The sequence below is a fragment of the Haladaptatus sp. HS23 genome, assembly GCF_056892285.1.
In genome coordinates this window covers 209,588-234,936 of record NZ_JBXGLH010000001.1, presented here as the reverse complement: position 1 = coordinate 234,936, position 25,349 = coordinate 209,588, and the positions used below count along the sequence as shown (strand labels likewise).

Below are 25,349 nucleotides of genomic sequence, written 5' to 3'. Positions count from 1 at the left end.
AACCGGGATTGTTCCGGCTTCGTTTGCGCTTTCGTGCATACTTTACCGCCTTTCATGCCGTCGATATGTGTGTTATATACACGAACGTGCAACTCCCCCGGTCGCTTTCCTCGCATATTAAAAGGGTGCGCTCCCTAGCCGGAATCAATGACCGGAGGCAACGCGAGTACGGGAAGCCCGTACGCACCGCACACGGCCGAAGAGACGGCGACGATGCTCGATGCTGTCGGTGTCGAGAGCGTCGAAGACCTCTTCGACATTCCCGAATCGGTTCGCTTCGACGGCGAGTTCGGCATCGACACGCGCACCGAACAGGCGACCCGCCGCGAGTTGCAGCGAACGCTCGGTGAGAACCGCAATCTGACGGAATTTTTGGGGCGCGGCCACTACAGTCACTACGTCCCCTCGTTGGTCGACCACCTCGCGGACAGGTCGGAGTTCCTGACCTCGTACACCCAGTACCAACCCGAGGTCACGCAGGGATTCCTGCAGGCGCTGTTCGAGTACCAGTCGATGCTGGTCGAGTTGACCGGCCTCGAAATCGCCAACGCCTCGATGTACGACCACGCGACGGCGCTGGCCGAATCGGCACTCCTCGCCGCACGCGTGCGACAAACCAGCGGCAACCGCGTTCTCGTTCCCGATTCGCTCCTCTCCGAACGACGGAACGTCCTCGAAAACTACACCGACGGGCCGGGACTCGTCGTGGACGAGTACGCGATGGACGACGGAAACGTGGACCTCGACTCGCTCGCCGAGACGATAGACGAGGAGACGGTCCTCGTCTACGCCGAGAACCCGACGACGCGCGGGACCATCGAGGAGAACCTCACGGAAATCGGTACCCTCGCACACGATAACGATGCGCTGTTCTGTCTCGGTACCGACCCCGTCGCGCTCGCGCTGTTACAGGAACCCGCCGCGGTGGGTGCCGACGTGGTCGTCGGCGACGCCGCGACGCTCGGCCTACCGACGAGTTACGGGATGGGACTCGGCCTGTTCGCCACGCGCGAGGAGTTCGTTCGACAGGTCCCGGGCCGACTCGTCGGCGTCAGTGAAGATGGAGATGAGAACCGGGCCTACACGCTCACCCTCCAGACGCGCGAACAACACATCCGCCGTGAGCGTGCGACGTCGAACATCTGTACGAATCAGGCGTGGGTCGCCCTCCGAACCGCGATGCACATCGCGTATCTCGGGTCGTCCGGGTTGATCGAGTTGGCCGAGAAATGTGTCACGTTGGCCGACGACCTCGCCGAGCGACTCGACGACATCAGCGGCGTGCAAGCGCCGGTGGACGACCGCCATCACTTCCGCGAGTTCGTCGTCCACACCGACCAACCCGCACCCCCCATCGTCGCTGACTTGGAGGAACGCGGCTTCGCGGTCCACGAAGTCGGCGAACACGAGGTACAGGTCTGTGTAACCGACGTGAACGAACACGCCGTCGGCAAGTTCGTCACGCTGTTTGCGGAGGTGGCGAAATAATGGAGTACACACAAGCGAAGTGGGAACACGACGAGGAGAACTTGTACGAACCGCTCCTGTCCGAGAAGGACGGAAAGGAGGTCGAAATCGAGTCGTCGCTCCCCGACGAGTTGACCCGCGATAGTCTCGATTTGCCCGAACTTTCCGAACCCGAATTGGCTCGCCACTACACCCGGCTGAGCCAGATGAACTACGGCATCGACAGCGGCCCGTACCCGCTTGGGTCCTGCACGATGAAGTACAACCCGAAGTTCACAGAGGACGTGGCCGCGCTCCCCGGTGCGAGCGTCCACCCCGACCGTTCGGCGGAGAGCGTGCAGGGAACCCTCGAACTCCTGTACGGCTTGCAGGACTATCTCGGTCGAATCGGCGGAATGGACGCGGTCAGCCTCCAACCTCCCGCGGGAGCGGCGGGCGAGTTCACCGGAATTCTCGTCGCGAAGGCCTTCCACGAGGCGAACGGCCAAGGCGACCAGCGGACGGAAATCATCGTCCCCGACAGCGCCCATGGCACCAACCCCGCGAGCGCGGCACTCGGCGGGTACGACGTGGTCGAATTACCCAGCGCCGACGACGGCCGTGTCGATATCGAGGCGCTCGAAGCCGCGGTCGGAGAAAGCACCGCGCTGTTCATGCTCACGAACCCGAACACGCTCGGGTTGTTCGAGCGTGACATCGAGCAAATCGCCGAAATCGTCCACGGTGCGGGCGGCCTGCTCTACTACGACGGTGCGAACCTGAACGCCCTTCTCGGCCGTGCCCGCCCCGGCGACATGGGCTTCGACATCATGCACTACAACGTCCACAAGACGTTCGCCACGCCGCACGGCGGCGGTGGCCCCGGTGCCGGTCCCATCGGTGTCGGCGAAAAACTGGCCGAGTTCCTGCCAGCGCCGCGGGTCGAAAAGACGAACGGAACGTACGAGCGCTTCGACCCCGAACACACCATCGGCAAGGTTCACGGCTTTACGGGTAACTGGCTCGTGTTGATCAAAACCTACGCCTACATCGCCCGACTGGGCGACGATGGATTGAGCGACGCCAGCGCGAAGGCCGTCCTCAACGCGAACTACCTCGCCTCCCAAATCGACTACGAGGTGCCGTTCTCGCCGTTCCACCACGAGTTCGTCGCCAGCGCAGGAGACCAAGATGCCGCCGACGTGGCGAAACGGATGCTCGATTACGGCGTCCACCCCCCGACGACGAAGTGGCCCGAAATCGTTTCCGAGGCCCTGATGACCGAACCGACGGAAATCGAGAATCGCGAGACGCTGGACGAACTCGCCGACGCGTTCAACGCCGTCATCGAGGAGGACGACGAGACGCTCGAAGCCGCACCGCAGAAGACCACCGCGAAGCGCATTGACCAAGCGAGCGCGGCACGGAACCTGCGGCTTTCGTGGCACGCGCTGGACGACTGATACCCTGTTCGTATCGTATCACAAAACGTATCGTTCGGTTTCACCTCGCTTGAAAGGTGAAGCGAGTTCTGAAACCGTCGTGTCTCGTCCTCCTCTTGCTCCTCGCTGGATGTAACGGCATGAGTGTCGACTCGTCGACGACGACATCGAACCCCGCTCCGACCGGTCAGACCACGACGGACACCGTGACGGGGAATATCACTACCACTCACGCCACGACGACACTTCCGACGGAAGCCTGTGCCGTCACGAACGAAACGAAGGAGGGGGCCCGCATCGACGTTCGGCCGACGATGCACGGTAGCGAGCGGGAAGTAATCATTTCGACACGGTGGCGTTCGGACGCGAACGTCTCGAAACTCGAAGTGACGTTGGACGGGGACCGATTGTTCGAAGTACAGTCATCGGTATTGGCCGGGGAGACTGTGAGCGGCTTCGGACGACCGGTGGGAGTCGCCCCGCTTGTCGGCCAACTACACGTCGAACTCCACGACAACGGAACGCGGGTCGCACGGTACGACGCGTCCGTCGTCTGTGAGCGGTAACGAATTCGCCGTTTTCAGGAACGTGACGGCGACTATCGATCCGGCAGCTTTCGTCACGTATCTCGACGTACCGAAAGCCGTCACTTTCCACAACCTCGGAGGATGGGTTCGATGCGTGCCTATCTTTCAGCGTGGTCTTCGCTTACTCATATCCTTAGAGACTGGGGTTGTGTTCTATCTTGTCAGTACGGCCAGACAAAATAATTCTCATGATGGAAATGTTGACCGTTGTTCCAATTATTTTCCATGAATGTGAGTGAGTTGAAAGGGGAGTGAATCATCTCATCAGGAGAAATTAGACGTACTCGTACCCACAGGGTGTGCAACTAATGTACCATGGTAAATCTGTAGCATGACTGGACAGTGATATTATAATTCTTCGGGCACTGTCTAGTTAAGCGATTTTGTTGTAGAGTGGCGTTTCAACGTCTCTACCGAGAGTGGCTAACGAATCTCGTTGTCTCATCATGACTAGGTTTTCGGTGAAGCAATCGAATTCAGTCTTCTCATGATGCAGCCGATCTCACTTTCAAGAATCAGTCACTTACGGGTAGTGTATAAAACGCCGTCAATCGTACCGTTGTCGCTTGATTTTCCTTATCTAGACAGTGCCATTCTTCGACTTCACCAGCAAGTATGGCATTACCCGAGCGTTGGAAAATGGGGCCTGAGTGGGATGGGTACAATAGCGTTGACGAAGAAACGCAGAAAGCCCTTGCCCTCTGGGCGGCTGATTGTGCCGAGCATGTTCTACATTACTTTGAGAAGGAGCTTCCAGACGACCCCCGTCCTCGGAAGGCGATCGAAGCAACCCGTGCATGGACGCGCGGGGAAGTGACTGTGGGTGAGGCGATAGATATTTCCCGTGAAACCCATGCAGCAGCTCGTGAAGCTACAGACACTGCCGCCCGTGAAGCCGCTCGTGCTGCTGGGCACGCCGTCGCAACTGCGCACGTTGACGCCCATTCCAGAGGAGCAGCGATCTACGCGATTAAAGCGGTTATTGACGCTAGTCCGACTGACACCGACGCTGGGGATACCGAATTAGCGTGGCAGTCCGAACAGCTTCCGGAACAGCTCCAATCCGTCGTCATCGTTAACGGAAGTTAAGCAGTTTTCCACCGAGATGTTGTAATAAGTGCTAAATTTTTGACCACCCAGTTGCCTCAAAATATGAGTGAACACTCCTGTCTGTGTGAAACAAGCGTTGAAACAGTCCATCCCCCGAAACTGAGTTACTATCACGCGACACCGTATTTCATATACCTGAATTCAGTTTATACGGTGTGGGACGCGACAAAGAATGTCGTCACTGAGCGGTGAAAACGGTCGGGAGAAGCCGAAAATCGAGGTTACGCCGACGCGGAGTCGATGTCGCCGTTGATTCGAACGAGCGCGAAGTCACATTCCGAGCAGTGCCATTTCGTCTTCTCGCCGAGGTGGAGATTCGTACTCGCACTACGCCAAAACGTCTGTTCGCTTCCGCATTGCGGGCATTGGTGTTGAATTTCGAGGCTCATGTCTGCCTCTCCGGGATTGACGAAGTTTAAGATACTGGTTTCCCGTGGCTACTCCTCGCCCCGTTCGAGATGCAAGGCGTCGAAAAACCGGTGTAGCACGCGTCGGGACGCGAACTGAACGAGTTCGGTGTCGTCAGCATCCGAGTCGGCGAACAGACCGAGCGGGATCTGGGCGCCAGCCATATCGGCGTGTCCGCCCGCGCTTCCGACGTCGCCGAACGCCTGTCGCAGGACGTTACCCGCGTGAACCCGGGGGTCGATGGACCGCGCACTCATCTCCACGGACCCGTTGACGACGCCGAACACGAGAACCGTATCCACGCCTTCGACGTTCAGAAGGTAGTCGGCCGCCTGCGCGAGCGCGTCGCGTTCGCTCGTCCGACCGGCCGAGGTGGCGAGCGTCGCCCCGCGCTGGACGCGATTTCGAATCGCCTCGCCGATGGCGTCGACCGTCGCCGGGGAAAACGCCGCGCCGTACAGCTCTTCCAGCAGTTCGAGGTCGGCGTGCCGGCAGACGTAGAGTGCGGCCTCGTAATCGTGTGGCGTCGGATTGCGAATGAAGTCGATCCGTTCGCGGTGGAGTGCGAACAACAACGCCGACCCGAGTTGGACGTTTACCTCGATGCTGAGGTCCTGTAGGTACTCGATGAGAATGGTCGCCGTTGCACCGTAGTCCTTACGCACATCGACAAATTCGGCTGTCGGGTCCTCCGTGGAGTGGTGGTCGATGATGATGTCCGGTTTCACCGAGTCGAGTTCCGTGTGGCCAGCAGGGGTCGAGTGGTCGACGAACGCGACGCGCTCGAACTCCTCGGGGTCGAACGTGTCGAGATGGTCCAACTCGACGTGGAGTAGGTTGACGAACGCCCGGTTCTGCTGATGGGAAATCACCCCTCCGTAGAACAGTGCCACGTCTTCAACGCCGGCGGATTCGGCGATGACCGAGAGTGCGAGCGCGCTGGCGATGCAATCCGGGTCGGGGTTGTCGTGGCATACGACCGCGAGCGATTCGACCCCCGCGAGGTATTCGACTAACTCCTGGGCGCGGGTCATGTTCGCTGTTCGACCCGAGACAGCATGAAAGCGTGGCTGGGTATCCGACGGAATTGGGGGAAATAAACTACATATTGCGATACAAAATTAGAGGACGAGTAAAACCGGTTCGGGAGAAGATTCGGTCACACTCGTCGGAAGGGACGACGGTGACACTCTCTTCAGAAGAGGACTGGGTCGCTCTCTTCAGATGAGGACGCTGGGTCGCTCTTCTCGGTTCTTAGCTCCCTGCTGGTTGCTGTGTCTTAAAAATCGTTCTGACAGGCTTGGATGACCAGTTTCGGCTCGTCGTAGAGGCTGTTGACCGTGTGTTTTCCCTTTCCTCGCCCCCGTCCTCGCTGGTCCTGTTTGATGAGGTCGAGGAACTCCAACTCGGTCAGCAGGTCCCTGACGCGCCGCTCTTTCAGCGGTTCGGAGTCCATCTGCTCACATATCTGGTGATAGGAGTGCTGGACGACTTTGTTGGGAATCACTGGCTCCTCCTCGTTCGACTGTTGGACCTGTGAGGCGAGTGCGAGCAGCACGTAGCGTGCGTGGGGTGGTTGTTTGGAGATGAGTTCCGATATCCGGTTCGCCCCTTCGCGGTCCTGTGCGACGTCGACGTGTTCGTCTCGAACGACGGATTCGCGCTCCTCCTCCGCGACTTCGCCCGCGAACCGAAGCACGTCTATCGCTTTGCGGGCGTCGCCGTGTTCGCGTGCCGCCAGTGCGGCGACTTTCGGAATCACGTCGGTTTCGAGGACGCCGTCCACGAATGCGTCGCGCCGCGATTCGAGGATTTCCCGGAGTTGCGTTGCGTCGTACGGCGGGAAGACGTAATCACGCTCACAGAGGCTGCTTTTCACGCGCTCGTTCAGTTCGTCCTTGTACCGAATCTTGTTCGAGATGCCGATGACGCCGAGGTTACACTCGTCGATTTTTCCGGCCTCGTTCGCACGCGAGAGGTTCATCAGGAGGTTGTCTCCGGCAGTGTCACCGCTCTTGTCGCCGATTCCTTCGAGCTTGTCCACTTCGTCGAGGATGATGATGGCGACGTCGTACATGTGTTCGAGGACCGTCCACAGCCGGTTGTAGTACATCGAGGTGCTGATTCCCTGCTCCGGGATGGTCGTGCCGCTTCGCTTCTCGTCGTTGAGTTGGGCGGCGATGGACTGGACGACTTGCGTCTCCGTCGAATCCTGTAGACAATCGATGTAGGCGAACCCGGCATTGACGTCGTTACGTCCGGCACGCTGCATCATTTGGCGACTGATGAACTTCGTGCAGAGGGATTTTCCGGTACCGGTTTTCCCGTAGAGAAAGATGTTGTTCGGGGTGTTACCGTTCAGTGCGGGTCGAAGCGCCGTTCCAAGTCGACGGAGTTCGTCTTCCCGTCCAATGATTCGGTCGCCATCGGGGAGGTGCGAGACCTGCAAGAGCTCCTTATCGTTGAAGATAGCCGTATCGTCGCCGAAATAATCCACTGACTCGGACATCTATAAACACGTATGGCGAGAGGACATATATAAAGGTGCCTCCACAATGCCGCTGTAAATGTGGGAAATTGACAATAGAATGGTTCTAACGCCGATTTCTGGCCCCCTACTGCCGTTGTAACGACACCGCATTGCCGTTGTAACGTTCGTCCAAGAACGTCGAACGGACACCGTGTTGCCGTTGTAACAGTGAGCGTCGTTTAAATACGTGTGGATTTGGTATTGTAGCTGGGAGACCCCGGGTTGCCGCTGTAAGTTGGGGAGGTGTGGTGGAGGGGAAAGGGGGGTGAGGATGGGGGTGGGAATAGAGTGGATGGGAGCGAAGGCGCTGAAGATGCAGTGAAGTTGGGACGAGGGTGAAGATGTTGAAGGTAGGACGAAGATGTTGGAGGTAGAGCGAAGGTGGGATAGCGGTAGAATGAAGGTGGAATTCGCGAAGCCGCATGTCGGGGGATTCGACGGAGGGAACTCCGTTTTCCAATGGTGAACGTCGAAGGCGCCCATTACGGGCAACGTGGGACTTCTACTGGAGTCAAAACGCGACCGAGTCGCTATCGTTGGTTTGCGACTCTCCTGCAGAACAATTAGCAGATCGGCTATTTAATTCTGTTGTTCTCGACATAGGTGTATCAACCGCTCGTCTCCGAATTATCGCGGATTGTATCTTTTTATCATCATTTTCTCATCCGTATCGACCTTATGACAACCGACAAAAGATTATCTCCGAATTCAAAAACACACTTTCCAACAACATCTGCTGTTTCCCCGACTTCAACCCCTCTACCACGAACTTACAGCGGCAACCTGGGGTGTCCGACAGACATCTCTGAATATGACTGTTTCGACATCACCCAAACTGCCATCTCGTCGCATCGTTCGGGTAGTCACTCCACGCGAAGACGGTTTCCGGGCGCACCGCGAAGAAGGGGGTTCCGTGGTGAATTCCGTACTTTCCCTGATACGCTGAATCGAGTCGTTCCTGGAGGTTCGTGTCGGTGACGCGCTCTGCGGCACCTTCGACGATGACGACCGCTTCGCCGCTCTCTCGATGGACGACGACCCTGGAATCGACTTGCAAGTTCCGGACCCAGCGGGTTCGCTCCCCACCGCCACAGAAAAGTGTGTCATCGACCCAGACGCCCCACACGGGGCGGGCGTGTGGATGGCCATTCGGTCGCGTCGTACAGATCCAGTAGTACTCGTCGCTCGCCATCTGTTCGCGTACGAACGTCCACGAGAGCATCCCGGCCTCCTCCTCGGGGATACCGTAGCTCTGTTCGGTTTCCGGTCGACTTCGAAGCGAATCGAATTCCGAGACGTCGTTCCCCACCATCGAGGAGCGTACGACGCGAGAACGCAAAGAGATACCCATCACTCCACAACAGTTCGTATCCATCACTCCGCAACGATTCGTATCCATCACTCCGCAACGATTCGCATCCATCACTCCGCAACGGCAGCTAACCATTCCGGGACGGTAGCTTACTTTACGCTCGCGTCCCATTGCTCGTGTATGAGTTCGATAACCCTCTACTCGCTCGACGGGTGTCCGTACTGCCAGAAAGTCCACGACGCGCTCGATGACGCCGACATCGAGTACGAAACGGAGTGGGTCGAAGCGCTCCACTCCAAGCGAAACGAGGTCAAACGCGTCAGCGGCCAGCGTGGCGTTCCCGTCCTCGTGAACGAGGATTCGGGCGTCACGATGGCCGAGAGCGACAAAATCGTCGAATACGTGGAGCAGTCGCTCGCATAAAAATGGAGAAATCACTCGCATGAAAATCTACACCGGACGCGGCGACGCGGGGCAGACCGACCTGCAGAACATGTCTCGCGTCTCGAAGGCCAGTCCGCGAATCGAAGCCTACGGGACGGTGGACGAGGTGAACGCCCTCATCGGACGCTGCCGACCGACGGGTCACGACGACGTGGACGAGAACCTCCGCGAAATCCAGAACCACCTCCACATCGTGCAGGCCGACTTCGCCAACCCGGACCCGGACGAGGACGACCCGAAAGTAACCGAGGAACACGCGGACCTCCTCGAATCGTGGATGGATGCCTACGACGAGGAGTTGGACCCGCTCACCTCCTTCATCCTTCCCGGCGGAAGCGAAGCGGGGGCGAACCTCCATCACGCCCGTGCCGTCTGCCGTCGTGCCGAGCGCCGCGCAGTCGCGCTGGCGAGCGAAGAAGACATCAACGACGCCGCCGTTACCTACCTGAATCGACTCTCCGACGCCCTGTTCGTCCTCGCACGCGTAGTCAACAAACGCGACGGGGAACGCGAAGAGAGTCCAACGTACTGAATCCATCCTTTCTCGGTTTCGGTCTCTCGCTCACGATACCGGCCTCCGAACGTTACTTTCACAACGAACGTTACTTTCACAACGAACGTTACTCTCACGACGAACGTTACTCTCACGAGATTTAATCGCATTGTGAAAAACGGCCTTCAACAAGCGTTCCAATCTCCTCCTGGCAGCCTGACTCTCGGTTCTCAGACCTACAGACCCAACTCGCGCCCGATAACCAAATGCTGAATCTCGCTCGTTCCTTCACCGATTTCCATCAGTTTAGCATCGCGCAGGAACCGCTGCGGGGCGAAGTCTTCGGTGTAGCCGTACCCGCCGAGAACCTGCACGGCGTCCTCGGAGACCTTCCGCGCCGATTCGCTGGCGTCGAGTTTCGCCAGCGCGCTCTCGTGGGAGACGGAGTAGCCCTCGTCGTACTTGCACGCTGCCTTGTGGGTCAGCAGGCGCGAGCGCTCGATTTTTCGGTCCATGTCCACGATTTTGTTGCGGATGGCGTCGAACTTCGAAATCGGCTTGCCGAACTGCTCGCGCTCCTGACTGTACTTATGGGCCGCTTCGTAGGCACCTTGCGCTATTCCGGTCGAGAGCGCGGCGATGGAGATGCGCCCCCCGTCGAGCGTCTTCTTCGTCTGCTCCCAACCGTCGCCTTTCTCGCCGAGCAGGCGGTCCTCGGGAATCCGGCAGTCGGTGAACTGGATTTCACAGGTCGGCGAGGCGTTGAGTCCCATCTTGTCCCAGACGGTCGTGACCTCGAATCCGTCGTCTTCCTCGGGGTCCACGATGAACGTCGAGATACCGCCGTAGCCCGCACCGGAGTCCGTGACGGCTTTCACGAGGACGCTTCCGGCCTCACTGGCGTTGGTGATGAACTGCTTCGTCCCGTTGAGAACCCATTCGTCACCCTCCTTCACTGCGGTGGTGTCCATGTCGCTGGCGTCGGAGCCGGAACCGGGTTCGGTGAGCGCCCACGAACCGAGGTACTCCCCTTCCGCGAGCGGCGTGAGCCACCTCTCCTTCTGTTCTTCCGTGCCGAACATCTCGATGGGCTTCGACGCTAACGAGATGTGTGCGGCGTAGGACAGACCGATGGACCCGGACACCCGGCCTAATTCCTCTGTGACGAGGGCGTACATCAACTGGTCGCCACCCAGTCCGCCGTATTCCTCGGTGATGGGAACGCCCATCATGTCGAGGTCGGCGAGTTCGTCGAAAATCTCCGCGGGGAATCGGTGTTCGGTCTCGATTTCCTGCGCGATAGGCTCTATCTCCTCGTCGCAGAACTCCCGAACGGTGTCCCGCACCATCTTGTGTTCGCCGGGAAGGTTGAAATCCATGCACAATTTTTGCGCGGGTTTCGCTATAAAGACACCGAAGCGACAAAGTCGCTTCGAGCCTCCGCTCGTTTCACTCGCGGAGACACCGCCATGTCTTCGACATGGCGAGCCCCCACTCACTTCGTTCGTGGGGACACCGAGGCATGGAAACCTGCTTCGAGGTCTCGTTCATTCCATTCACGAGACCACCGCAACGGCGTTGCCGTTGCGAGCCCTCGTTCGCTTCGCCCACGAGGACACCGCCATGGTTCCACCATGACGAGCCTTCAGTCGTTTCACTCGCGGACCCCGAAATCATCATCCGATAATTGAACTATCCTCGACAGTGAGTGTCTTTATCAATAGGGGAGACTAACCAACCTTCGATGGGTATTCGGCGACTGGTTCGCGGCACGATAGAGTGGCCGCGCATCGAGGCGGTCATTCGGGAAATCGCGGAGCGATACGACCGCGAGGAGGTTCGCGTCGAGTTCATCGACGCCGACAATTGGCTCTCGACGCCGTGCGTCGTGGACGACGAGTGGTTCGTCAAGATAACCACCGACCAGAACTCGCTCGTCCACGCGCTGTTCACCAGCGTGCGAAACCTCGGTGCGTTCAGTAGCGGCACCGAGGGCTTTTTCGAACACTTCGCCGGGCCGGACGAGATGGCCGAACACGAACTCGAAGCCACACAGAAGATGCGTGAAATCGGCTTGAACGTCCCGGCACCGATAGAGTCGTTCGAGTACGACAACCTCGGCGTGCTGGTCATGGAGTACCTGCCCGACTTCGAGACGTTCGAGCAGATGCCCGAAGCGGAGGTGCGTGCGTACGCCACGAACCTCTTCGCAGCGCTGTCGCGAATGCACGAGAACAATTTAGCACACGGCGACCTGCGCGGCGAAAACGTCCTCGTCAGCGACGAGGAGATATACTTCATCGACGCGACGAGCGTGAACGAGGAGCGAATCGACGAAGCGAGGTCGTACGACCTCGCCTGTGCGCTTGCATCACTCACGCCGCTCATCGGTGCCCGTGACGCGGTGGTAGCCTCGCGGGAGCATTACTCGGCCGAGGAACTCCTCGCCGCTCGCGAATTCCTCGACTTCGTGAACATGCGCCCCGACCACGACTTCGACGCCGTGAGCGTCAAAGGCGAAATCGAAAAACTCGCCGACACCGAAGAAGGCGGCTGAATCCACTGATCTATTGATCGATATTTTATATCACCGGAACGCTCTTCGCGACGGTCGATGACTGTCACGGTATGAACGACGAGCGACCGCGAATCATCAGCGAGTCGAACCTCGATTGGGACGAAGAATCACACGGCTCCGACTTTGCGATTCGGCGGAAACAACTCGGAGCGATGGCTGGCGGCGAGCGGTTGGGGTGCAGTCTCTACGAACTCCCGCCGGGCAAAAAATCGTGGCCGTATCACTACCACACCGGTAACGAAGAGGCGATTTTCGTCCTCGATGGAGCGGGAACGCTTCGAACCGAGGCCGGCGAACAGGACCTCGAAGCGGGCGATTACGTCGCGCTTCCGGTCGGAGAGCGGTACGCCCGGAGAGTCGTCAACGACTCAGAGGATACGCTTCGGTACCTCTGTTTTTCGACCATGCGCGAACCGGATGTCGCGGTGTATCCCGATTCGGGGAAGTTCGGCGTGTACGCGGGGTCAGCACCGGGCGACCACGACGGGAGAACCTTGGGCGGCTATTTCCCGCTCGACGCCGAAGTGGGATACTGGGATGGGCGAGACGAACAAGAGTGAAAAGCGGAATGACCAGTAGGGGATAGAAGAGTGACCAGTAGGGCATAGAAGAAGGGCCAGCAGGGAATAAAAGGAGGGCCAGTAGGAAATAGAGGGAGTGTCGGTGGGGGGAAAGCTTCTTACTATTTTCATCTCCCACGCGCGGTAAAATTCACCTCGTTCGCTTGGAATTGGGAGTCTTTTTTAGCGTACCCGTCCGAGTTCTTCTCGAAGATATGAGTCAACAAGCCAGCGAGCAGGTTTACAGCCACTACATCGGCGGCGAATGGCGCGACGGCGCGGGCGACGAAACGTTCGAGAGCGTCAACCCGGCGACGAAGGAGTCGCTCGGCGAGTTCCATCGCGGAACTCCCGAGGACGTCCAAGCCGCCCTCGACGCCGCGGAAGAGGCGAAAGAAGAGTGGCGCGAACTTTCGTACATCAACCGAGCGGAGTACCTTTGGGACATCTACCACGAACTCCGAGAGCGAACGGACGAACTCGGCGAAGTCATCACGAAAGAATGTGGAAAGGAGATTTCGGAAGGGAAAGCGGACGTCGTCGAGGCCGCGCACATGGTCGAGTGGGCCGCGGGCAACGCCCGTCACCCGCACGGCGACCTCGTTCCGAGCGAGATTCCCAGCAAGGACGCCTACATGCGCCGCAAGCCGCGGGGCATCATCGGTTGTATCACCCCGTGGAACTTCCCGGTCGCCATCCCGTTCTGGCACATGGCCCTCGCGTTGGTCGAAGGGAACACCGTCGTCTGGAAGCCGGCGGAGCAGACGCCGTGGTGTGGCCAGATAATCGCCGAGATGTTCGAGGATGCGGGCATCCCGGACGGCGTGTTCAACATGGTCCAAGGCTTCGGCGACGCCGGTAACGCCATCGTCGAGGACGAACGCGTGGACACCGTGCTGTTCACCGGTTCCTCGGAAGTCGGTCACAAAATCGCGGGCAAGGTCGGCGGCGAACCCGGCAAACTCGCGGCCTGTGAGATGGGCGGCAAGAACGGCATCGTCATCACCGAAGAGGCGGACCTCGACGTCGCAGTCCACAGCGCCATCATGTCCTCGTTCAAGACGACGGGCCAGCGCTGTGTCTCCTCCGAGCGTCTCATCGTCCACGAGGACGTCTACGACGAGTTCAAGGAGCGATACGTCGAAACCGCGAAGGAAGTCTCCGTCGGCGACCCGCTCGACGAGACCACCTTCATGGGACCGATGGTCAACGAGGAACAGGTCGAGAAGTTCGGCAAGTACAACCAACTCGCCAAGGACGAGGGTGCCGAGGTGCTCGTGGACCGCGAGGAACTCGACGACGAGGAGATTCCGGACGGCTTCGAGGACGGCTACTGGGTCGGCCCGTTCGTCTACGAGGTCGATTACAGCCCCGACCTGCGCTGCATCCACGAGGAAGTGTTCGGCCCGCACGTCGCCCTGATGAGCTACTCGGGTGACATCGAAGAGGCGGTCGAAATCCACAACGACACGCCCTACGGACTGGCCGGCGCAATCATCAGCGAGAACTACCGACAGGTCAACTACTTCCGCGACAACGCTGAGATCGGCCTCGCCTACGGCAACCTCCCGTGCATCGGCGCGGAAGTTCAGTTGCCGTTCGGCGGCGTAAAGAAGTCCGGCAACGGCTACCCGAGCGCCCGTGAAGCCATCGAGGCAGTCACCGAGCGCACGGCGTGGACGCTCAACAACTCGAAGGACATCCAGATGGCACAGGGACTCTCGGCGGACATCAAGACCGAGGACGAATAACCGACCGGGAAGGGTCGAACGAAGTGAGACGATTCCCCGCGGTTTTCGTTCTCGCTGAAGACGAGTAACTCTCGTCCGACGTTCGTCGTCACGACGTTACAACCAACCGTTCGATTTTCTTCGGAACGCAATGGAGAGACGCGTCTAAGGGGATTTCTACGGTCACGTGTGCCGAACTCGATTCACGTGCTGTTTCGAAAATAGGACTCACTCGAAGAAGACAGCGTTTCGATTTTAGTTCGCAAAGGTGGAAGACGACGGAGAGACGAGACGGGTGGGTGGTGGCTTCCGGAAGCCGGTGTGGGTCCGACCAGTTCCCACGGAACGAAGCGCACAGTCCCAGTTGTTGTTGCCAACACACGACGAGAAAAGCGTCGTATACTGGCGTTCGTTCATTTTGCCTTCTCAGTAATAAATCTGTGCAACTCGTCTCGGCTTTTAACCGGCGATGTCTATCGATGACAAACAACGAGAACCCTCCCGACGACCTGATAAACCCGTTGCACGTGCAACAGGATTGCTTACGGAGATTCCAGTGATTCGTTCTGATGCTGATTTACCATGAGTGAAGAAACACTGAACGACCTGTTTCAGGACGGATTGAAGGAGATGTACTACGTCGAAAACGAACTCTTCGACGCGCTGGACGAACTGGCGACGGAAGTCGACAACGGGGACCTCCAGAGTGCGTTCGAGGAACACCGGAGCGAAACCAAGGACCACGTGGACCGTCTCGAAAGCGTGTTCGACCACATCGGAGTGGCCGCCGAGCAGAAGCAACTGTACGCGCTCGACGGCCTCATGGAGGACCACGAGGAGTTCACTGACGAGAACCCCGAACAGGAGGTACTGAACCTGTTCGACAAGGCGGCAGCGGAGAAGTCAGAACACCTCGAAATCGCGGCCTACGGCAACCTGACGTTCATGGCCGACAAACTGGGACACGACGAGGCCGCCGACCTGCTCGAAGAAAATCTCCGGGAAGAGGAGGACGCGCTGGACGAGTTGAAATCCATCAGCGAGCAGTACGACGTGGAATCGGTTCCGACGCAAGGCTGACGGACGTCCCGTCTCCCGTCTTCCACTTTTCGTCATACACTCGAAACGGCAGAAGGTTTGACGAGGCGCTGCGCGCCTCGCGCTCGCGGTGATTACACTTGCTTACTCACGTAGGGCCCGTCTTGGTGATAACCCAACTTGTCCCGCGACCTTTTGCTGCGCTCGGTCGCGTTGCTCCCTCCCTGGCAAACCGTCGATGAAAAGCCTCCTCACCCCCTCCGGAAGACCTCCGGTCTTCCGTGCCTTGCTTCACTTCGTTCAGCAAGACTTCGAGGGTTCGTCGGCCCGCTCGCTTGGTTCACGGCTCTCTCCGTTCGCCGTTCACGTTTCGAGGCGCAGAGCGCCTCGCGCTCGCGGTGATTACACCTGCTTGCTGACGTACGGGCCATCCTGATGATAACCCAACTTGTTCCGATAGTACTCCCGCGCGCCGATACCGGAGATGATGCTCACCTTGTCGTAGCCCGCGTCGGCGGTGATTTCCTCCGCCTTCGCTATCAGCTTTCGTCCGTAGCCGCGGTGTTGGTGCTGGGTGTCCTCGCTCGCCGCGCCTGCTCGCGGCGTCCCGCCGCTCGCTCGTTCGGAGTCGCGTGGCGACTCTCCCACCGTCACCTCGCTGCCGTAGACGTGGAGTTCGCGGACGACGGCGGCGTTATCGAGTTCGTGTCGGACCGGGTCGCCGGGGAACCGAAGCCGACAGAAGCCGAGGAGGAGGTCCTTCTCGAAGTCCTCGAAGCTGATGAAGTGTTCCGTGCCGCCCGCCGCTTCGTAGGTCAACACGTCGAGTTCGACGTTCTCGGGTTCCTCGTCGTTCATGCCGACTTCGCGGCAGCGGATGCAGTCACACGTCCAGCCGTGTTCTTCCATCCGCTGGCGCGCGAGTTGTCGGAGGTTGGACTTCCACACGCCGCCATCGATGAAGTCCGCCGGGATGTCGCGCTGGACGCGCTGGAGGCGGACGTACTTCGGAATCATCGACTTGATTTCGGCGACGAGTTCAGCGGCCTCCTCGTTGCGGAGCGGTTCGTACTCGCCCTTGTACCACCAGTCGTAGGTGGCGGTTCCGCGGACGACGAGCGTGGGGTAGATTTTGAGGTAGTCCGGCTTCCACTTCTCGTCCTCGAAGATTCGGCGGAAGTCCTCCACGCACATCTCCTTCGACATGCCGGGTTGACCGGGCATCATGTGAAACCCGACCTTGAACGCCGAGTCCCGAAGGCGCTGATTCGCATCGATGGACGCCTGCGCGCCGTGGCCGCGGTGCATCTCGCGGTTGATTCGTTCGAACGTCGTTTGCACGCCGACTTCGACTTTCGTGCCACCCAAATCGAGCATTCGGTTTATCTGCTCGGGGTCACACCAGTCCGGTTTCGTCTCGAACGTCGTCCCGATGTTGCGGATGTCGCCCGTCTCGTTCTCCGCGATGACGTCCTCTAAATACCTGAAATCGTGTTCCTCCGGGCTCTGGGCGAAGCTCTCTCCCTCGGCCGGTTCTGGTTCCTTGTTCACGTCGTAGTCGTTCATCGCCTCCAACGCGCGCTTGACGAACCACTCCTGATAGTCGTGGCTCCGGGCGGTCATCGTTCCACCCATCAGGATGAGTTCGACTTTATCGACGGGATGGCCGATCTGACGTAGTTGTTCGAGACGGAGCGTGACCTGCCCGTACGGGTCGTAATCGTTCTGGACGCCGCGCGCCGCCGCCGGTTCGTGACCCGTGTAGCTCTGCGATGAGGAGAACTCCGAGGACGGACCGCCGGGGCAGTAGAGACATTTCCCGTGCGGGCACTGCTCGGGGCTGGTCATGATGGCGATGGGCGACACGCCCGACGCGGTTCTGACGGGTTTGCGTCGGAGCACGGGCTCTAGCTCCTCGCGTCGCTCGTCGGGGGCGTGGTCGAGAATCTCGGAGTTCTTCGGCACCTTCGGCGAGGAGAACTCCGAACAGGCGTCGAGTTTGGCGCTCTCGACGTCGTCGCGCTCCACGTCGCCCGCGAGGATGCGGTCTATCAGTTCCTCGCAAACCTGCTCGAACGCCTCCGTCTCCGTGGCGTCCGGCGTCTCGGTACTCATTGCTACGTAATCGTCGATTCCGCCGGATAAGCGTGTCGTCTACGACCGATTCCGTGACGAGTGATGTATTGTGGGAAGAACGAACGGGCGAAGTAAGGTGGTGAGTGAGTGGGAGAAGTTGAAACAGGGAGAAGAGTGGATAATGGGAAAAAGTTCGAGAAAAGGTGCGCGATTCGAGCTTAGTTCAGCTCTGCGCTGACGGCTTCGATGACGGCGTCGAGCGCCTCGTTGCGCTCGCCGCGGAGGAACTCGAACTTGCCGTCCTTCGTGCCGACGGGAACGATTCCCGCTTCCGGCGCGCGGTCCCGAACCGAATCCGCGATGTCGCGGACGTTGATGTCGCCGTCGCTTCGGAGGTGAACCTCGTCGTCCGCGAGGCCGAGCGTGACGTTCTGCTCACCGGGCTGGCCGGTCATGTCGTGGCGGTGAAGCGCGTCGAGGAGGACCGCCGTGGACGGGAAGTCGAAGCGGTGGGTGTAGGCGTCCGTGTCGAGGACGGTGAAGGTGACGCCGTTCGCGCCGCGGACCGTGAGGTTCGGTTCGGCGGTGTCGAGTTCGTCTTCGAGCTTCGTGCGGAACTGCTCGCTGACGTGTTCGGCGAGGTCACGCTTCGCGTGTTCGAAGAGGAGGTCGTTGATGAGTTCGCGCTTGTCCTCGTAGGACTGATAGTAGGCTTCCAGCGCGACTGCCTCGCGGAGCGCGGTGACGTGGTCCTCGTCGTAGCCCGCGTCGGTGGCGAGTTCGACGTACTCGCTCGGGGTGTCCTCCCAGTAGCTGACTGCCGGGAGGTGGGAGACGTCCTCGCGCACGTCGGCGTTGACGTGGGCCGCGACGTTCGCACCGAGGACGCCGACGGTCACGTCGTCGCCCGATTCGCCCAGGTACGGGTTCACGACGCTATCCGCGGTGTCGGCGACGTCGGTGTCCGGGTAGTGCGTGTCGACGACCACGTGGGGTGCGCCGTAGATATCGAGGAGCGAGAGACCGTCGCTCGATTCGACGGTGCTTCCGGCGTCCACGAGCACGAAGAGGGGAAGTTTCTCGTCGTGGCGCTCGCGGTTGTCGAGCATGATGGTCGCGTCCTTCGTCGCGTCCTCCATGTCGTAGAAACCGTCTTCGAGCGGTCGGCGGTCGAAGTAGTGATACTGGGCGTCGCTTCGTGCGTGTTCGTCGCGCACGAGCGGGAGAACGGCGCGTTCGATGGCCGCTCCGGCGACGTAGCCTTCCGCGTTCGCGTTGTGCCGGACGATGACGGGGCGGGATTCGATGACGGCGCGGCGAATCGCACCGGCGGCGTCACGGATGTCGTCCCGAATCGCTTCGACGGCCGAATCGTCGCCGAGGAGGTCGACATCGGCGGGGCGAGCCTCGTCTTCGAGCGCCTGCGCCAGTCGGTCCTCGACGGTCGTTTTCTCCTCCTCGGTCAGGGCGTCGAGTTGTTCCGTCTCGACTTGGAGTTCGTTGTTTCGGAGTTCGACTTCCCCGGTCAATCGGGCGATGTCGCCCGTATCGACTTCGGGATAGGCGCGGACGCCGGCCTCCTTGAAGGCGGCACAGTCCACGACGGCCGTTTCGTCGCGGAGTTCGAACACCGTCGGACCGCTCGTCTGGCTCGTGCTGACGATTTCGCCCTCGATTCGGACGCGGTCGCCGACTCGGTCGCCGAGCGTCTCGACGGTGACTCGCTCCGGTATCTCGGTCTGCGAGGAGACCGTGGCGCTTCCGACCGCTGTGCCCGACCCGTCGGTCGTCGCCGATGGGTCCGACGTACGTTCGGGTGTGGGTTCGGATTTCGCTTCGGAGGTCGATTCAGACGCTGACTCGTCGTTCGAGCCGTCGGACGCATCGGACTCCGATTCGCCCGCCGTGGACGATTCTTCGGCTTCCGGTTCTTCGCTGTCGGCGTCCTCGCTCGGCATGTGAACGTCGGTTCCGTCTTGAATGAGTTTGCCGCGGAACTCGCGTTCGGACTGGCGGATGGACCAGCTGAGGTCGACGTTGCCGTTGTCGCGCACGCCGATGACTTCGACGAACACGGTGTCGCCTTGGTCCCAATTCAAACTCTCGAGCCTGCGGTCCAACTCGCTTTTGTGAAGCAGGCCGGTTACGCGGTCACCGATGTCGATGAAGACGCCGAAATCGGCGAAACCGTCGACGGTGCCTTTGTAAAACCGACCGGGAGTGAGCTGTTCAGGGCTGCTACCGTGGAATTCAAAGAGAACGTCCTGCTCGTGGCTCGAACAAATCGGCCCGTCAGCAGGCGTCCCGCAAATGACGCAGTTACCCATTTATACTGGCAAAGAATAGTCCCGGCCTAAAACGGTTGTCGAATTACCTGCGCGGTTTTCTGCGTGTCAGACCGGGACGACCCCCGATTATTCCCGGTAAAGATTATCGAATAAATCTGCTTCAGGGTTCAAAGTTGTATCTAAAATCAACTTTCAGGAAAGAATGCGAACGACGTATCACTCACAGTCGCATTCCTTGTTTTCTTCATCATTCTACATTCTTCCTCCGAGTGGGCGAGACGCGCCGAACGCGCACCGAACTGGCAGTCGAACACCGATGGAGGACACGCCGAGCGCGAATCAGTAGTAGTAGAACGAGAACTCATCGCCGCAGTGATGACAGTGAACGAGTTTTCCCTTCAACTGGTCGTCGTCGGAACTCCCTTCGACTCGTTTCCGGCGGCCGATTTTCACGTTCGCTGCCGAGCCACAGTGCGGGCAACCAATGCTCATGGCTGACTGGGACATGGCCACGACTTCGGCAGGAGAAGGCATAGTTATACTCTCGCTAATCGAATACATGTGCCGTCTGATATCATGCGGCAAAGAACGACGAATACGTTACATCCGTTTTCGGTGGTGGTGACCGAAGAGGAGGGCTACGACGTTTGCGGCCAAGAGCAGTAAAAACGTCTGAAACTGGCCGGGCGTATCGAGTCCATTGGCGAGGAGCGGAACGTAGAGAAACGGCAGCACGACGGCCGCCCAGAAGCCGATGAAGCGTATCGAGGAGACGAACGAAAAGGAAGACGAGAGACGCGTCTCGTCGTCCTCCGAACCGTCCATCTCGTTTGGGTCGATGAGGGTGGACATCTCTTCGAATCATGGTACGATTTAACACGGTATTATTATTGGTCACATAACGAACGGAAGAGAGGGCATACGACGAGGCGGATGGACGGATGGCCGTCCCTTCCGTCGCTATTCGAAGACCGGACTGTCGTCTTCGAGTCGTTCGATGTCCGTCATTATCTTCCTGACGTCTTCGGGGAACAGCGAGACTTGCACTTCGTTTCCGTCCTCGTCTTCGAAGACCAGTTTCACGCGTTTGTCACCGAATTCGCGCGCCTCCGCCGATTCCACGTCGAACAGCTTCGCCGTCGCCTTTTTGTTGGTAGGTCCGACGTTCTTCAACGAACCATCCTTCAGTTCGACCATAAAATCGTCCAATCGCAGGTTGAGCATACCCTTCGATACGGCGTCCGTCCCTTAATTACCACGGGACGGCGCTCGCCAATCCGGGAACCGCCGCCACGAGGGCACCGAACCCGCCGAAGCCGTACCCGAACACGAGCGCGGCCGGAAGCGCGCCCACGACCGCCGCTCGAAGATAGGACGTATCGTGAACTTCGCTCATGCCGATGACGAGCAACACCGCACCGTACACCGTACAGGCCGCCCGCAGCGCCGGGAACGGCAGTCCGGCGAGCAGGCAGGGTGCGACGGCGTAGCCGATGACCTGCACCGTCTCGCTGATGCCGCCACGACCGGGAACGAACAGCATCAGGATGACCGTCTGGAGCGCCGCCGTCAGGTGGAGGACGGCGGGCGCGACGAACAACCCGACCAGCGCCAGTGCGAGGAGTTTCGTGAGGAGCGGCCCTCCCGCGACGGTGCCCACGTCCAAGCCGCCGGTCGCCATTCGAGTGGCGACTTCGACCAGCGTCACGAGGACGCCGAACACCATTCCCGGGGCTTGGTCGCCGGGTGCGACGCCCGTTCGGAAGAAGCGGCGCGGCCGCACGAGGAGTTCTACCCACGCGCGGACGATGGCCTGCGGTCCCCGGTCGCGCCCACCAGTCGGATTCTCGACCCACTGCGTCACGGTTTCCCCTAGTCACTCCGGAGGGTATGACAGTTCCGACATCGCGCTTCGTAGGACTCCTGTGCCCCGACCAGAATCGTCGGGTCGTCCTCGTGTGCGGGTTCGCCGTCGATGAGTCGCTGGTTTCGCGTCGCGGGTTCGCCACACGTGGCACAGATGGCCTGTAGCTTCTCGACGTACTCGGCCAGCGAGATGAGTTGCGGAACCGGGTCGAACGGTTCGCCGCGGAAGGTCTGGTCGGTGCCGCTGATGACGACGCGTCGCCCGTCCTCCGCGAGGAACTCACAGACCTCGACGAGTTCCGCGGAGAAGAAGTTGGCCTCGTCGATGGCGACGACCTGCTCGCCGTTCAGACCTCTCGGGATTTCCCACACGCCGTCGTCGTCCGGTTCGACGACGGTCGCTTCCCACGAACTGCCGTCGTGTGAGCCGACGGTGTCTTCGCCGTAGCGGTCGTCCAGTGCGGGCTTGAACACTGCGACCTCTTGCCCCGCGATTTCCGCGCGACGAAGCCGTCGAAGCAGTTCTTCGGTCTTCCCGGAGAACATACAACCGGTGATGACCTCGACCCACCCGCTGTTCGTTATTTTGTGCATGCTCGAATGGCGCTCAATCCGACGGCAAAAGGGTTGCTCATTCAATCGACTGCGCCGATATTTTCCTCGCTCTCGAAACTCGCCGGGCAGGCCTCGATGTGCGAATAACGGACGAGTTGCCGCCCGAGCGCGACGACGCGCGTTTCCAACTCCGCGTCCGTGAACGCACCGTTCATCACCGCGCTGTGCGAACTCGGCACCGCGGCCTCGTAGGGAAGCACCCACGCGTCGAGCGACCGACAGACCGACCGAAGGTGGTCCATCGCCGTGACCGGAAACCGTCCGCCCGCCACCGCGAGGAGACCCACCGTCTTGCCCTCGAACTCGTCGAAGCCACAGTAATCGAGCGCCGTCTTCAACGGCGAGGAGTACGACCCGTGGTACACCGGCGTCCCGAGAAGCACCGCGTCCGCCTCGCGCACGCGACGTTTCAGTTCGGGGGCGTCGCCCGCGCTCCTGTTGCTGGGGTCGAACATCGGCAAATCGAACTCGCGCAAGTCGAGGAGTTCACCCGTCCCACCGGCCTTCCCCACACCGACGAGCGCGGTTTCTAATGCGAGCCGTGTGGTGCTCTCCTCGCCGAGACTGCCACAGATCGCCACGACGTGCGGTCGGTTCGTCATGGGTTGTCATGAGTGTGGCAGAACGAAATACGTTGTCGGCGAAAATCACCCGTCTCCCGAGCGATATTCGTGACCCCGTCCGATGTGTCCACCCTTCGAGAAATCATCGATAAGCGCCAACCTATCGCCGGAGTCGTGCGACCCACTCGTCTTGCTCTTCTATCTCAACTAGCCCGTCGTCCGCCAAATCCGAGCACAACTCGCGGAGCCACTCCTCGCCGAAATCGCCGCCGTAATCGATTCGGACCCGCGGGCCGAGTTTCGAGAGCGGGAGTTCGTCGTACTCCTTCAGAATCGAGATAACTCGCCCGCGCATCTGTCTCCGTGACCCTTCGAATTTGGGTTGCGTGGGAACGTCCGGTGCCGTGAAGTCGCCCGTCTCGTAGGCGTGACACCACTCGCGCCACGGGCATCCCGAAGTATCGCAGGAGGGCGTCTTTTCGCAGGCAACCCCGCCGAGTTCCATGACGGCGTTGTTCCAGACGCGCGATTCTCCCTCGGGCATGAGTTCGTTCGCGGCCGCCTCGAAGGCGGCATCGTCGTCGGGCACGTCGAACGCGCGGTGGAGGACGCGTTTCACGTTGGTATCGACCACGGCGTCCCCGTCGTTGAACGCGAAGGAGGCGACGGCGTTCGCGGTGTACGGCCCGACGCCCTGCAAGTTCTGGAGTTCGTCCGGCGTCTCGGGGAACGCACCGTCGTATTCGGAGACAACTTGGTTCGCGGCCTCGTGGAGGTACTTCGCTCGGTTGTTGTAGCCCAAACTGTGACTCGTCCAGAACCCGACGACGTCCGAGCGGTCCGCCTCGGCCAGTGCGGCGGCGTCCGGCCACCGGTCGAGAAACGCCTCCCACGCCGTGACGACGCGCCCGAGTTGTGTCTGCTGGCTCATCACTTCGGAGACGAGGATGGCGTACGGGTCGTCCGTCTCGCGCCACGGGAACGTCCGGTGGTCCGACTCGTACCACGAAACGAGTGCGTCGCGTACCGCGTCGATGTCGGGAATCGACCACGCCGTGTCGGTCATCGGTGACGGTTCGGACGGCGGAGGTTTACGGATAGCGATTTCGGAAAGCGAACCGATCTCATCGCTGTCATGAGATTCACGACAATATTTGGCATGGCGGAGTGTAATCTGAAGGCTTATTGCACGGTCGTTTCAATCTTCGCAAGATGCACGTACGGCCCTCCACCCTGTTCCTCATCGGCGTCGTCATCATCGTCGTCCCGGCGGCACCGTTCGTCTTCGCCCGCGGCCCCTCGGTGTGGCTGGCGCTGGGTGGTGCGTTCATGCTCGCCGGGGTCGGTCGGTCGCTCCAGGAGAGTCGCGGGAATCGGTCCGCGTGCGAGTCGAGTCCCGACTCGTATCACTATATCATCTGCCCGAACTGCGACGTCCGCAACTTCGCCAGCAGGGACGCGTGCCGAACCTGCGGTGAGCGGTTCTAGAACGAAAGCGGTATCCGACTCCCGGCCAACCTCACGGCAATGAGTTTAGACGATTTGACGGAGGACGTACAGGCCACTTATTCGTCGCTCGACGAGGAGTTTTCCGTCTCTCTCGACCGTGAAACGCGCAACGAACTCGCCATGTTGGGAACCGCATTCGACACCGACGACCCCGAAGAAATCGTCCGCCGTGCGGTCCACCTGCTCTTTCGGACCACGGTGGACTCCGGGAACCTCGATTTCCACCTCAGAAGCGCGTACGACGTGACGTACGACGAGTACCTCTCTGGCATGACGTTCGAGGAGATGACGGGAGCTAACCAGTTCCCCCAGCGCGACGACGAGCGTCGATATCAGTTCTAACGGGCGAGTCGGACCGTCCCGTCGTCCCGATTCCACCGAACCTCCTCGATCGCATCGAGTTTCGGGAGGTGCGTGTGATGGAGGACCGTTTCCGCGCGGTCCCGGTCGTGTTCGATTCCCGTCGCGGCGAGGTAGTTCGCCAGTTCCGTGACGGTGACCACTCGGTCGACATCGTACAGGTACGCGAGGACCTTCCGTCGTGTGTCGTCCGAAAGCGCCTCGTGTAACTCCGGTGGGATGCGCATGAGGACCCCCAATCCAAAGGTCCTCGCCGCATCGTCGAACGTCGCCATCGGCGTTTCCGGTGTCGCTGTCGCCCTTCCCGGTCGTCGTCTATCGTTTGTTTCCGCCATCGTACTCTCGAACAACGGGGTCGTGAGAATAGAAATACTGCCTGTTATTACAGACCTCT

At 60.0% G+C, this 25,349-nt stretch carries 27 protein-coding genes; 12 read left to right on the top strand and 15 right to left on the bottom strand.

Annotated elements, in window-relative coordinates; translation table 11 throughout:
• Window positions 1–147 precede the first annotated feature (147 nt).
• The 4 genes from gcvPA (at window position 148) to AC1XDK_RS01240 (ending at window position 4,564) form a co-directional block, all read left to right on the top strand.
• Window positions 148–1,488, top strand: coding sequence for an aminomethyl-transferring glycine dehydrogenase subunit GcvPA (gene gcvPA / locus AC1XDK_RS01255; protein ID WP_483347963.1), 1,341 nt, complete (start codon window positions 148–150; stop codon window positions 1,486–1,488).
• On the top strand, window positions 1,488–2,909 hold the full coding sequence (gene gcvPB / locus AC1XDK_RS01250) for an aminomethyl-transferring glycine dehydrogenase subunit GcvPB (RefSeq protein WP_483347962.1): 1,422 nt from the start codon (window positions 1,488–1,490) through the stop codon (window positions 2,907–2,909). The genes gcvPA and gcvPB overlap by 1 nt, the downstream gene beginning before the upstream one ends.
• Window positions 2,910–3,028: 119 nt before the next feature.
• Entirely contained in the window at window positions 3,029–3,454 is a 426-nt protein-coding gene (locus AC1XDK_RS01245) for a hypothetical protein (RefSeq protein WP_483347961.1), read from the top strand.
• 636 nt (window positions 3,455–4,090) lie between these two features.
• On the top strand, window positions 4,091–4,564 hold the full coding sequence (locus AC1XDK_RS01240) for a putative immunity protein (RefSeq protein ID WP_483347960.1): 474 nt from the start codon (window positions 4,091–4,093) through the stop codon (window positions 4,562–4,564).
• 242 nt (window positions 4,565–4,806) lie between these two features.
• On the opposite strand, the gene AC1XDK_RS01235 is transcribed toward AC1XDK_RS01240, so the two are convergent.
• The 4 genes from AC1XDK_RS01235 to AC1XDK_RS01220 form a co-directional block, all read right to left on the bottom strand.
• Window positions 4,807–4,974: a DUF7838 family putative zinc beta-ribbon protein gene (locus tag AC1XDK_RS01235; RefSeq protein WP_483347959.1), complete on the bottom strand. Its 168-nt coding sequence runs from the start codon at window positions 4,972–4,974 to the stop codon at window positions 4,807–4,809.
• Between the two features lie 48 nt (window positions 4,975–5,022).
• The gene (locus AC1XDK_RS01230) at window positions 5,023–6,027 is read right to left on the bottom strand and encodes a DHH family phosphoesterase (RefSeq protein ID WP_483347958.1); all 1,005 of its coding nucleotides are present in this window, start codon (window positions 6,025–6,027) and stop codon (window positions 5,023–5,025) included.
• Between the two features lie 245 nt (window positions 6,028–6,272).
• Window positions 6,273–7,502 carry a Cdc6/Cdc18 family protein gene (locus tag AC1XDK_RS01225; RefSeq protein WP_483347957.1) on the bottom strand — a complete coding sequence of 410 codons (1,230 nt, stop codon included), beginning with the start codon at window positions 7,500–7,502 and terminating at the stop codon, window positions 6,273–6,275.
• An 847-nt stretch (window positions 7,503–8,349) separates the two neighbouring features.
• Window positions 8,350–8,835, bottom strand: a complete 486-nt coding sequence (locus AC1XDK_RS01220) for a DUF2255 family protein (protein ID WP_483347956.1) — start codon at window positions 8,833–8,835, stop codon at window positions 8,350–8,352.
• Window positions 8,836–9,015: 180 nt separating this feature from the next.
• Between AC1XDK_RS01220 and AC1XDK_RS01215 the strand changes: the two genes are divergently transcribed.
• Window positions 9,016–9,258, top strand: a complete 243-nt coding sequence (locus AC1XDK_RS01215) for a glutaredoxin family protein (RefSeq protein WP_483347955.1) — start codon at window positions 9,016–9,018, stop codon at window positions 9,256–9,258.
• 19 nt (window positions 9,259–9,277) lie between these two features.
• Window positions 9,278–9,811 carry a cob(I)yrinic acid a,c-diamide adenosyltransferase gene (locus AC1XDK_RS01210; RefSeq protein WP_483347954.1) on the top strand — a complete coding sequence of 178 codons (534 nt, stop codon included), beginning with the start codon at window positions 9,278–9,280 and terminating at the stop codon, window positions 9,809–9,811.
• Window positions 9,812–10,008: 197 nt separating this feature from the next.
• Here the strand turns inward: AC1XDK_RS01210 and AC1XDK_RS01205 are convergent, their stop codons facing one another.
• Complete coding sequence (locus AC1XDK_RS01205; protein WP_483347953.1) at window positions 10,009–11,151, bottom strand: acyl-CoA dehydrogenase family protein; 1,143 nt, start codon at window positions 11,149–11,151, stop codon at window positions 10,009–10,011.
• 365 nt (window positions 11,152–11,516) lie between these two features.
• On the opposite strand from AC1XDK_RS01205, the gene AC1XDK_RS01200 reads away from it, so the two are divergent.
• The 4 genes from AC1XDK_RS01200 (at window position 11,517) to AC1XDK_RS01185 (ending at window position 15,720) form a co-directional block, all read left to right on the top strand.
• Window positions 11,517–12,329, top strand: a complete 813-nt coding sequence (locus tag AC1XDK_RS01200) for a lipopolysaccharide core heptose(II) kinase RfaY (protein WP_483347952.1) — start codon at window positions 11,517–11,519, stop codon at window positions 12,327–12,329.
• A gap of 71 nt (window positions 12,330–12,400) precedes the next feature.
• Window positions 12,401–12,910, top strand: coding sequence for a cupin domain-containing protein (locus AC1XDK_RS01195; protein WP_483347951.1), 510 nt, complete (start codon window positions 12,401–12,403; stop codon window positions 12,908–12,910).
• Window positions 12,911–13,125: 215 nt separating this feature from the next.
• Window positions 13,126–14,661, top strand: a complete 1,536-nt coding sequence (locus AC1XDK_RS01190; protein ID WP_483347950.1) for an aldehyde dehydrogenase family protein — start codon at window positions 13,126–13,128, stop codon at window positions 14,659–14,661.
• A 561-nt stretch (window positions 14,662–15,222) separates the two neighbouring features.
• Window positions 15,223–15,720: a YciE/YciF ferroxidase family protein gene (locus AC1XDK_RS01185; RefSeq protein ID WP_483347949.1), complete on the top strand. Its 498-nt coding sequence runs from the start codon at window positions 15,223–15,225 to the stop codon at window positions 15,718–15,720.
• Window positions 15,721–16,080: 360 nt separating this feature from the next.
• Here AC1XDK_RS01185 and AC1XDK_RS01180 read toward each other — a convergent pair whose 3' ends face one another.
• The 9 genes from AC1XDK_RS01180 to AC1XDK_RS01140 all read right to left on the bottom strand — a co-directional run bounded on the left by AC1XDK_RS01180 (window position 16,081) and on the right by AC1XDK_RS01140 (window position 24,152).
• Window positions 16,081–17,793 carry a tRNA uridine(34) 5-carboxymethylaminomethyl modification radical SAM/GNAT enzyme Elp3 gene (locus AC1XDK_RS01180; protein WP_483347948.1) on the bottom strand — a complete coding sequence of 571 codons (1,713 nt, stop codon included), beginning with the start codon at window positions 17,791–17,793 and terminating at the stop codon, window positions 16,081–16,083.
• 179 nt (window positions 17,794–17,972) lie between these two features.
• Window positions 17,973–20,081, bottom strand: coding sequence for a DHH family phosphoesterase (locus tag AC1XDK_RS01175; RefSeq protein ID WP_483347947.1), 2,109 nt, complete (start codon window positions 20,079–20,081; stop codon window positions 17,973–17,975).
• Between the two features lie 300 nt (window positions 20,082–20,381).
• Window positions 20,382–20,549: a hypothetical protein gene (locus AC1XDK_RS01170; protein WP_483347946.1), complete on the bottom strand. Its 168-nt coding sequence runs from the start codon at window positions 20,547–20,549 to the stop codon at window positions 20,382–20,384.
• Between the two features lie 93 nt (window positions 20,550–20,642).
• Complete coding sequence (locus AC1XDK_RS01165; RefSeq protein ID WP_483347945.1) at window positions 20,643–20,894, bottom strand: DUF8028 family protein; 252 nt, start codon at window positions 20,892–20,894, stop codon at window positions 20,643–20,645.
• 108 nt (window positions 20,895–21,002) lie between these two features.
• Window positions 21,003–21,266 carry a hypothetical protein gene (locus AC1XDK_RS01160; RefSeq protein WP_231182600.1) on the bottom strand — a complete coding sequence of 88 codons (264 nt, stop codon included), beginning with the start codon at window positions 21,264–21,266 and terminating at the stop codon, window positions 21,003–21,005.
• A gap of 28 nt (window positions 21,267–21,294) precedes the next feature.
• Window positions 21,295–21,906, bottom strand: a complete 612-nt coding sequence (locus tag AC1XDK_RS01155; protein WP_483347944.1) for a YIP1 family protein — start codon at window positions 21,904–21,906, stop codon at window positions 21,295–21,297.
• A gap of 8 nt (window positions 21,907–21,914) precedes the next feature.
• On the bottom strand, window positions 21,915–22,502 hold the full coding sequence (locus tag AC1XDK_RS01150) for a thymidine kinase (protein WP_483347943.1): 588 nt from the start codon (window positions 22,500–22,502) through the stop codon (window positions 21,915–21,917).
• Window positions 22,503–22,543: 41 nt separating this feature from the next.
• A complete protein-coding gene (locus tag AC1XDK_RS01145; protein ID WP_483347942.1) occupies window positions 22,544–23,125 on the bottom strand; it encodes an NADPH-dependent FMN reductase in 582 nt (193 codons plus the stop codon).
• Window positions 23,126–23,246: 121 nt separating this feature from the next.
• Window positions 23,247–24,152 (bottom strand): HhH-GPD family protein, encoded by a 906-nt coding sequence (locus AC1XDK_RS01140; protein ID WP_483347941.1) that lies wholly within the window; start codon window positions 24,150–24,152, stop codon window positions 23,247–23,249.
• 146 nt (window positions 24,153–24,298) lie between these two features.
• Here AC1XDK_RS01140 and AC1XDK_RS01135 point away from each other — a divergent pair, with 146 nt between their 5' ends.
• Together AC1XDK_RS01135 and AC1XDK_RS01130 are read left to right on the top strand one after the other, a co-directional pair.
• Window positions 24,299–24,574, top strand: a complete 276-nt coding sequence (locus AC1XDK_RS01135) for a hypothetical protein (RefSeq protein ID WP_483347940.1) — start codon at window positions 24,299–24,301, stop codon at window positions 24,572–24,574.
• A 39-nt stretch (window positions 24,575–24,613) separates the two neighbouring features.
• Entirely contained in the window at window positions 24,614–24,937 is a 324-nt protein-coding gene (locus AC1XDK_RS01130) for a ribbon-helix-helix protein (RefSeq protein ID WP_483347939.1), read from the top strand.
• Here the strand turns inward: AC1XDK_RS01130 and AC1XDK_RS01125 are convergent.
• Window positions 24,934–25,290, bottom strand: coding sequence for a DUF7344 domain-containing protein (locus AC1XDK_RS01125; protein WP_483347938.1), 357 nt, complete (start codon window positions 25,288–25,290; stop codon window positions 24,934–24,936). The two genes, AC1XDK_RS01130 and AC1XDK_RS01125, sit on opposite strands and share 4 nt — an antisense overlap.
• Between the last annotated feature and the right edge of the window lie 59 nt (window positions 25,291–25,349).

What these genes read in the sequence shown, in the direction of transcription:
- AC1XDK_RS01190 (WP_483347950.1), top strand. Translation starts at nt 13,126, where the DNA reads ATGAGTCAACAAGCCAGCGAGCAGGTTTACAGCCACTACATCGGCGGC.
- AC1XDK_RS01145 (WP_483347942.1), bottom strand. Translation starts at nt 23,125, where the DNA reads ATGACGAACCGACCGCACGTCGTGGCGATCTGTGGCAGTCTCGGCGAG.
- AC1XDK_RS01220 (WP_483347956.1), bottom strand. Translation starts at nt 8,835, where the DNA reads ATGGTGGGGAACGACGTCTCGGAATTCGATTCGCTTCGAAGTCGACCG.
- AC1XDK_RS01165 (WP_483347945.1), bottom strand. Translation starts at nt 20,894, where the DNA reads ATGTCCACCCTCATCGACCCAAACGAGATGGACGGTTCGGAGGACGAC.
- AC1XDK_RS01160 (WP_231182600.1), bottom strand. Translation starts at nt 21,266, where the DNA reads ATGCTCAACCTGCGATTGGACGATTTTATGGTCGAACTGAAGGATGGT.
- AC1XDK_RS01170 (WP_483347946.1), bottom strand. Translation starts at nt 20,549, where the DNA reads ATGTCCCAGTCAGCCATGAGCATTGGTTGCCCGCACTGTGGCTCGGCA.
- AC1XDK_RS01200 (WP_483347952.1), top strand. Translation starts at nt 11,517, where the DNA reads ATGGGTATTCGGCGACTGGTTCGCGGCACGATAGAGTGGCCGCGCATC.
- AC1XDK_RS01235 (WP_483347959.1), bottom strand. Translation starts at nt 4,974, where the DNA reads ATGAGCCTCGAAATTCAACACCAATGCCCGCAATGCGGAAGCGAACAG.
- AC1XDK_RS01225 (WP_483347957.1), bottom strand. Translation starts at nt 7,502, where the DNA reads ATGTCCGAGTCAGTGGATTATTTCGGCGACGATACGGCTATCTTCAAC.
- AC1XDK_RS01245 (WP_483347961.1), top strand. Translation starts at nt 3,029, where the DNA reads ATGAGTGTCGACTCGTCGACGACGACATCGAACCCCGCTCCGACCGGT.
- AC1XDK_RS01215 (WP_483347955.1), top strand. Translation starts at nt 9,016, where the DNA reads ATGAGTTCGATAACCCTCTACTCGCTCGACGGGTGTCCGTACTGCCAG.
- AC1XDK_RS01130 (WP_483347939.1), top strand. Translation starts at nt 24,614, where the DNA reads ATGAGTTTAGACGATTTGACGGAGGACGTACAGGCCACTTATTCGTCG.
- AC1XDK_RS01230 (WP_483347958.1), bottom strand. Translation starts at nt 6,027, where the DNA reads ATGACCCGCGCCCAGGAGTTAGTCGAATACCTCGCGGGGGTCGAATCG.
- AC1XDK_RS01240 (WP_483347960.1), top strand. Translation starts at nt 4,091, where the DNA reads ATGGCATTACCCGAGCGTTGGAAAATGGGGCCTGAGTGGGATGGGTAC.
- AC1XDK_RS01210 (WP_483347954.1), top strand. Translation starts at nt 9,278, where the DNA reads ATGAAAATCTACACCGGACGCGGCGACGCGGGGCAGACCGACCTGCAG.
- AC1XDK_RS01150 (WP_483347943.1), bottom strand. Translation starts at nt 22,502, where the DNA reads ATGCACAAAATAACGAACAGCGGGTGGGTCGAGGTCATCACCGGTTGT.
- AC1XDK_RS01205 (WP_483347953.1), bottom strand. Translation starts at nt 11,151, where the DNA reads ATGGATTTCAACCTTCCCGGCGAACACAAGATGGTGCGGGACACCGTT.
- gcvPB (WP_483347962.1), top strand. Translation starts at nt 1,488, where the DNA reads ATGGAGTACACACAAGCGAAGTGGGAACACGACGAGGAGAACTTGTAC.
- AC1XDK_RS01125 (WP_483347938.1), bottom strand. Translation starts at nt 25,290, where the DNA reads ATGGCGGAAACAAACGATAGACGACGACCGGGAAGGGCGACAGCGACA.
- AC1XDK_RS01175 (WP_483347947.1), bottom strand. Translation starts at nt 20,081, where the DNA reads ATGGGTAACTGCGTCATTTGCGGGACGCCTGCTGACGGGCCGATTTGT.
- gcvPA (WP_483347963.1), top strand. Translation starts at nt 148, where the DNA reads ATGACCGGAGGCAACGCGAGTACGGGAAGCCCGTACGCACCGCACACG.
- AC1XDK_RS01180 (WP_483347948.1), bottom strand. Translation starts at nt 17,793, where the DNA reads ATGAGTACCGAGACGCCGGACGCCACGGAGACGGAGGCGTTCGAGCAG.
- AC1XDK_RS01135 (WP_483347940.1), top strand. Translation starts at nt 24,299, where the DNA reads ATGCACGTACGGCCCTCCACCCTGTTCCTCATCGGCGTCGTCATCATC.
- AC1XDK_RS01195 (WP_483347951.1), top strand. Translation starts at nt 12,401, where the DNA reads ATGAACGACGAGCGACCGCGAATCATCAGCGAGTCGAACCTCGATTGG.
- AC1XDK_RS01185 (WP_483347949.1), top strand. Translation starts at nt 15,223, where the DNA reads ATGAGTGAAGAAACACTGAACGACCTGTTTCAGGACGGATTGAAGGAG.
- AC1XDK_RS01140 (WP_483347941.1), bottom strand. Translation starts at nt 24,152, where the DNA reads ATGACCGACACGGCGTGGTCGATTCCCGACATCGACGCGGTACGCGAC.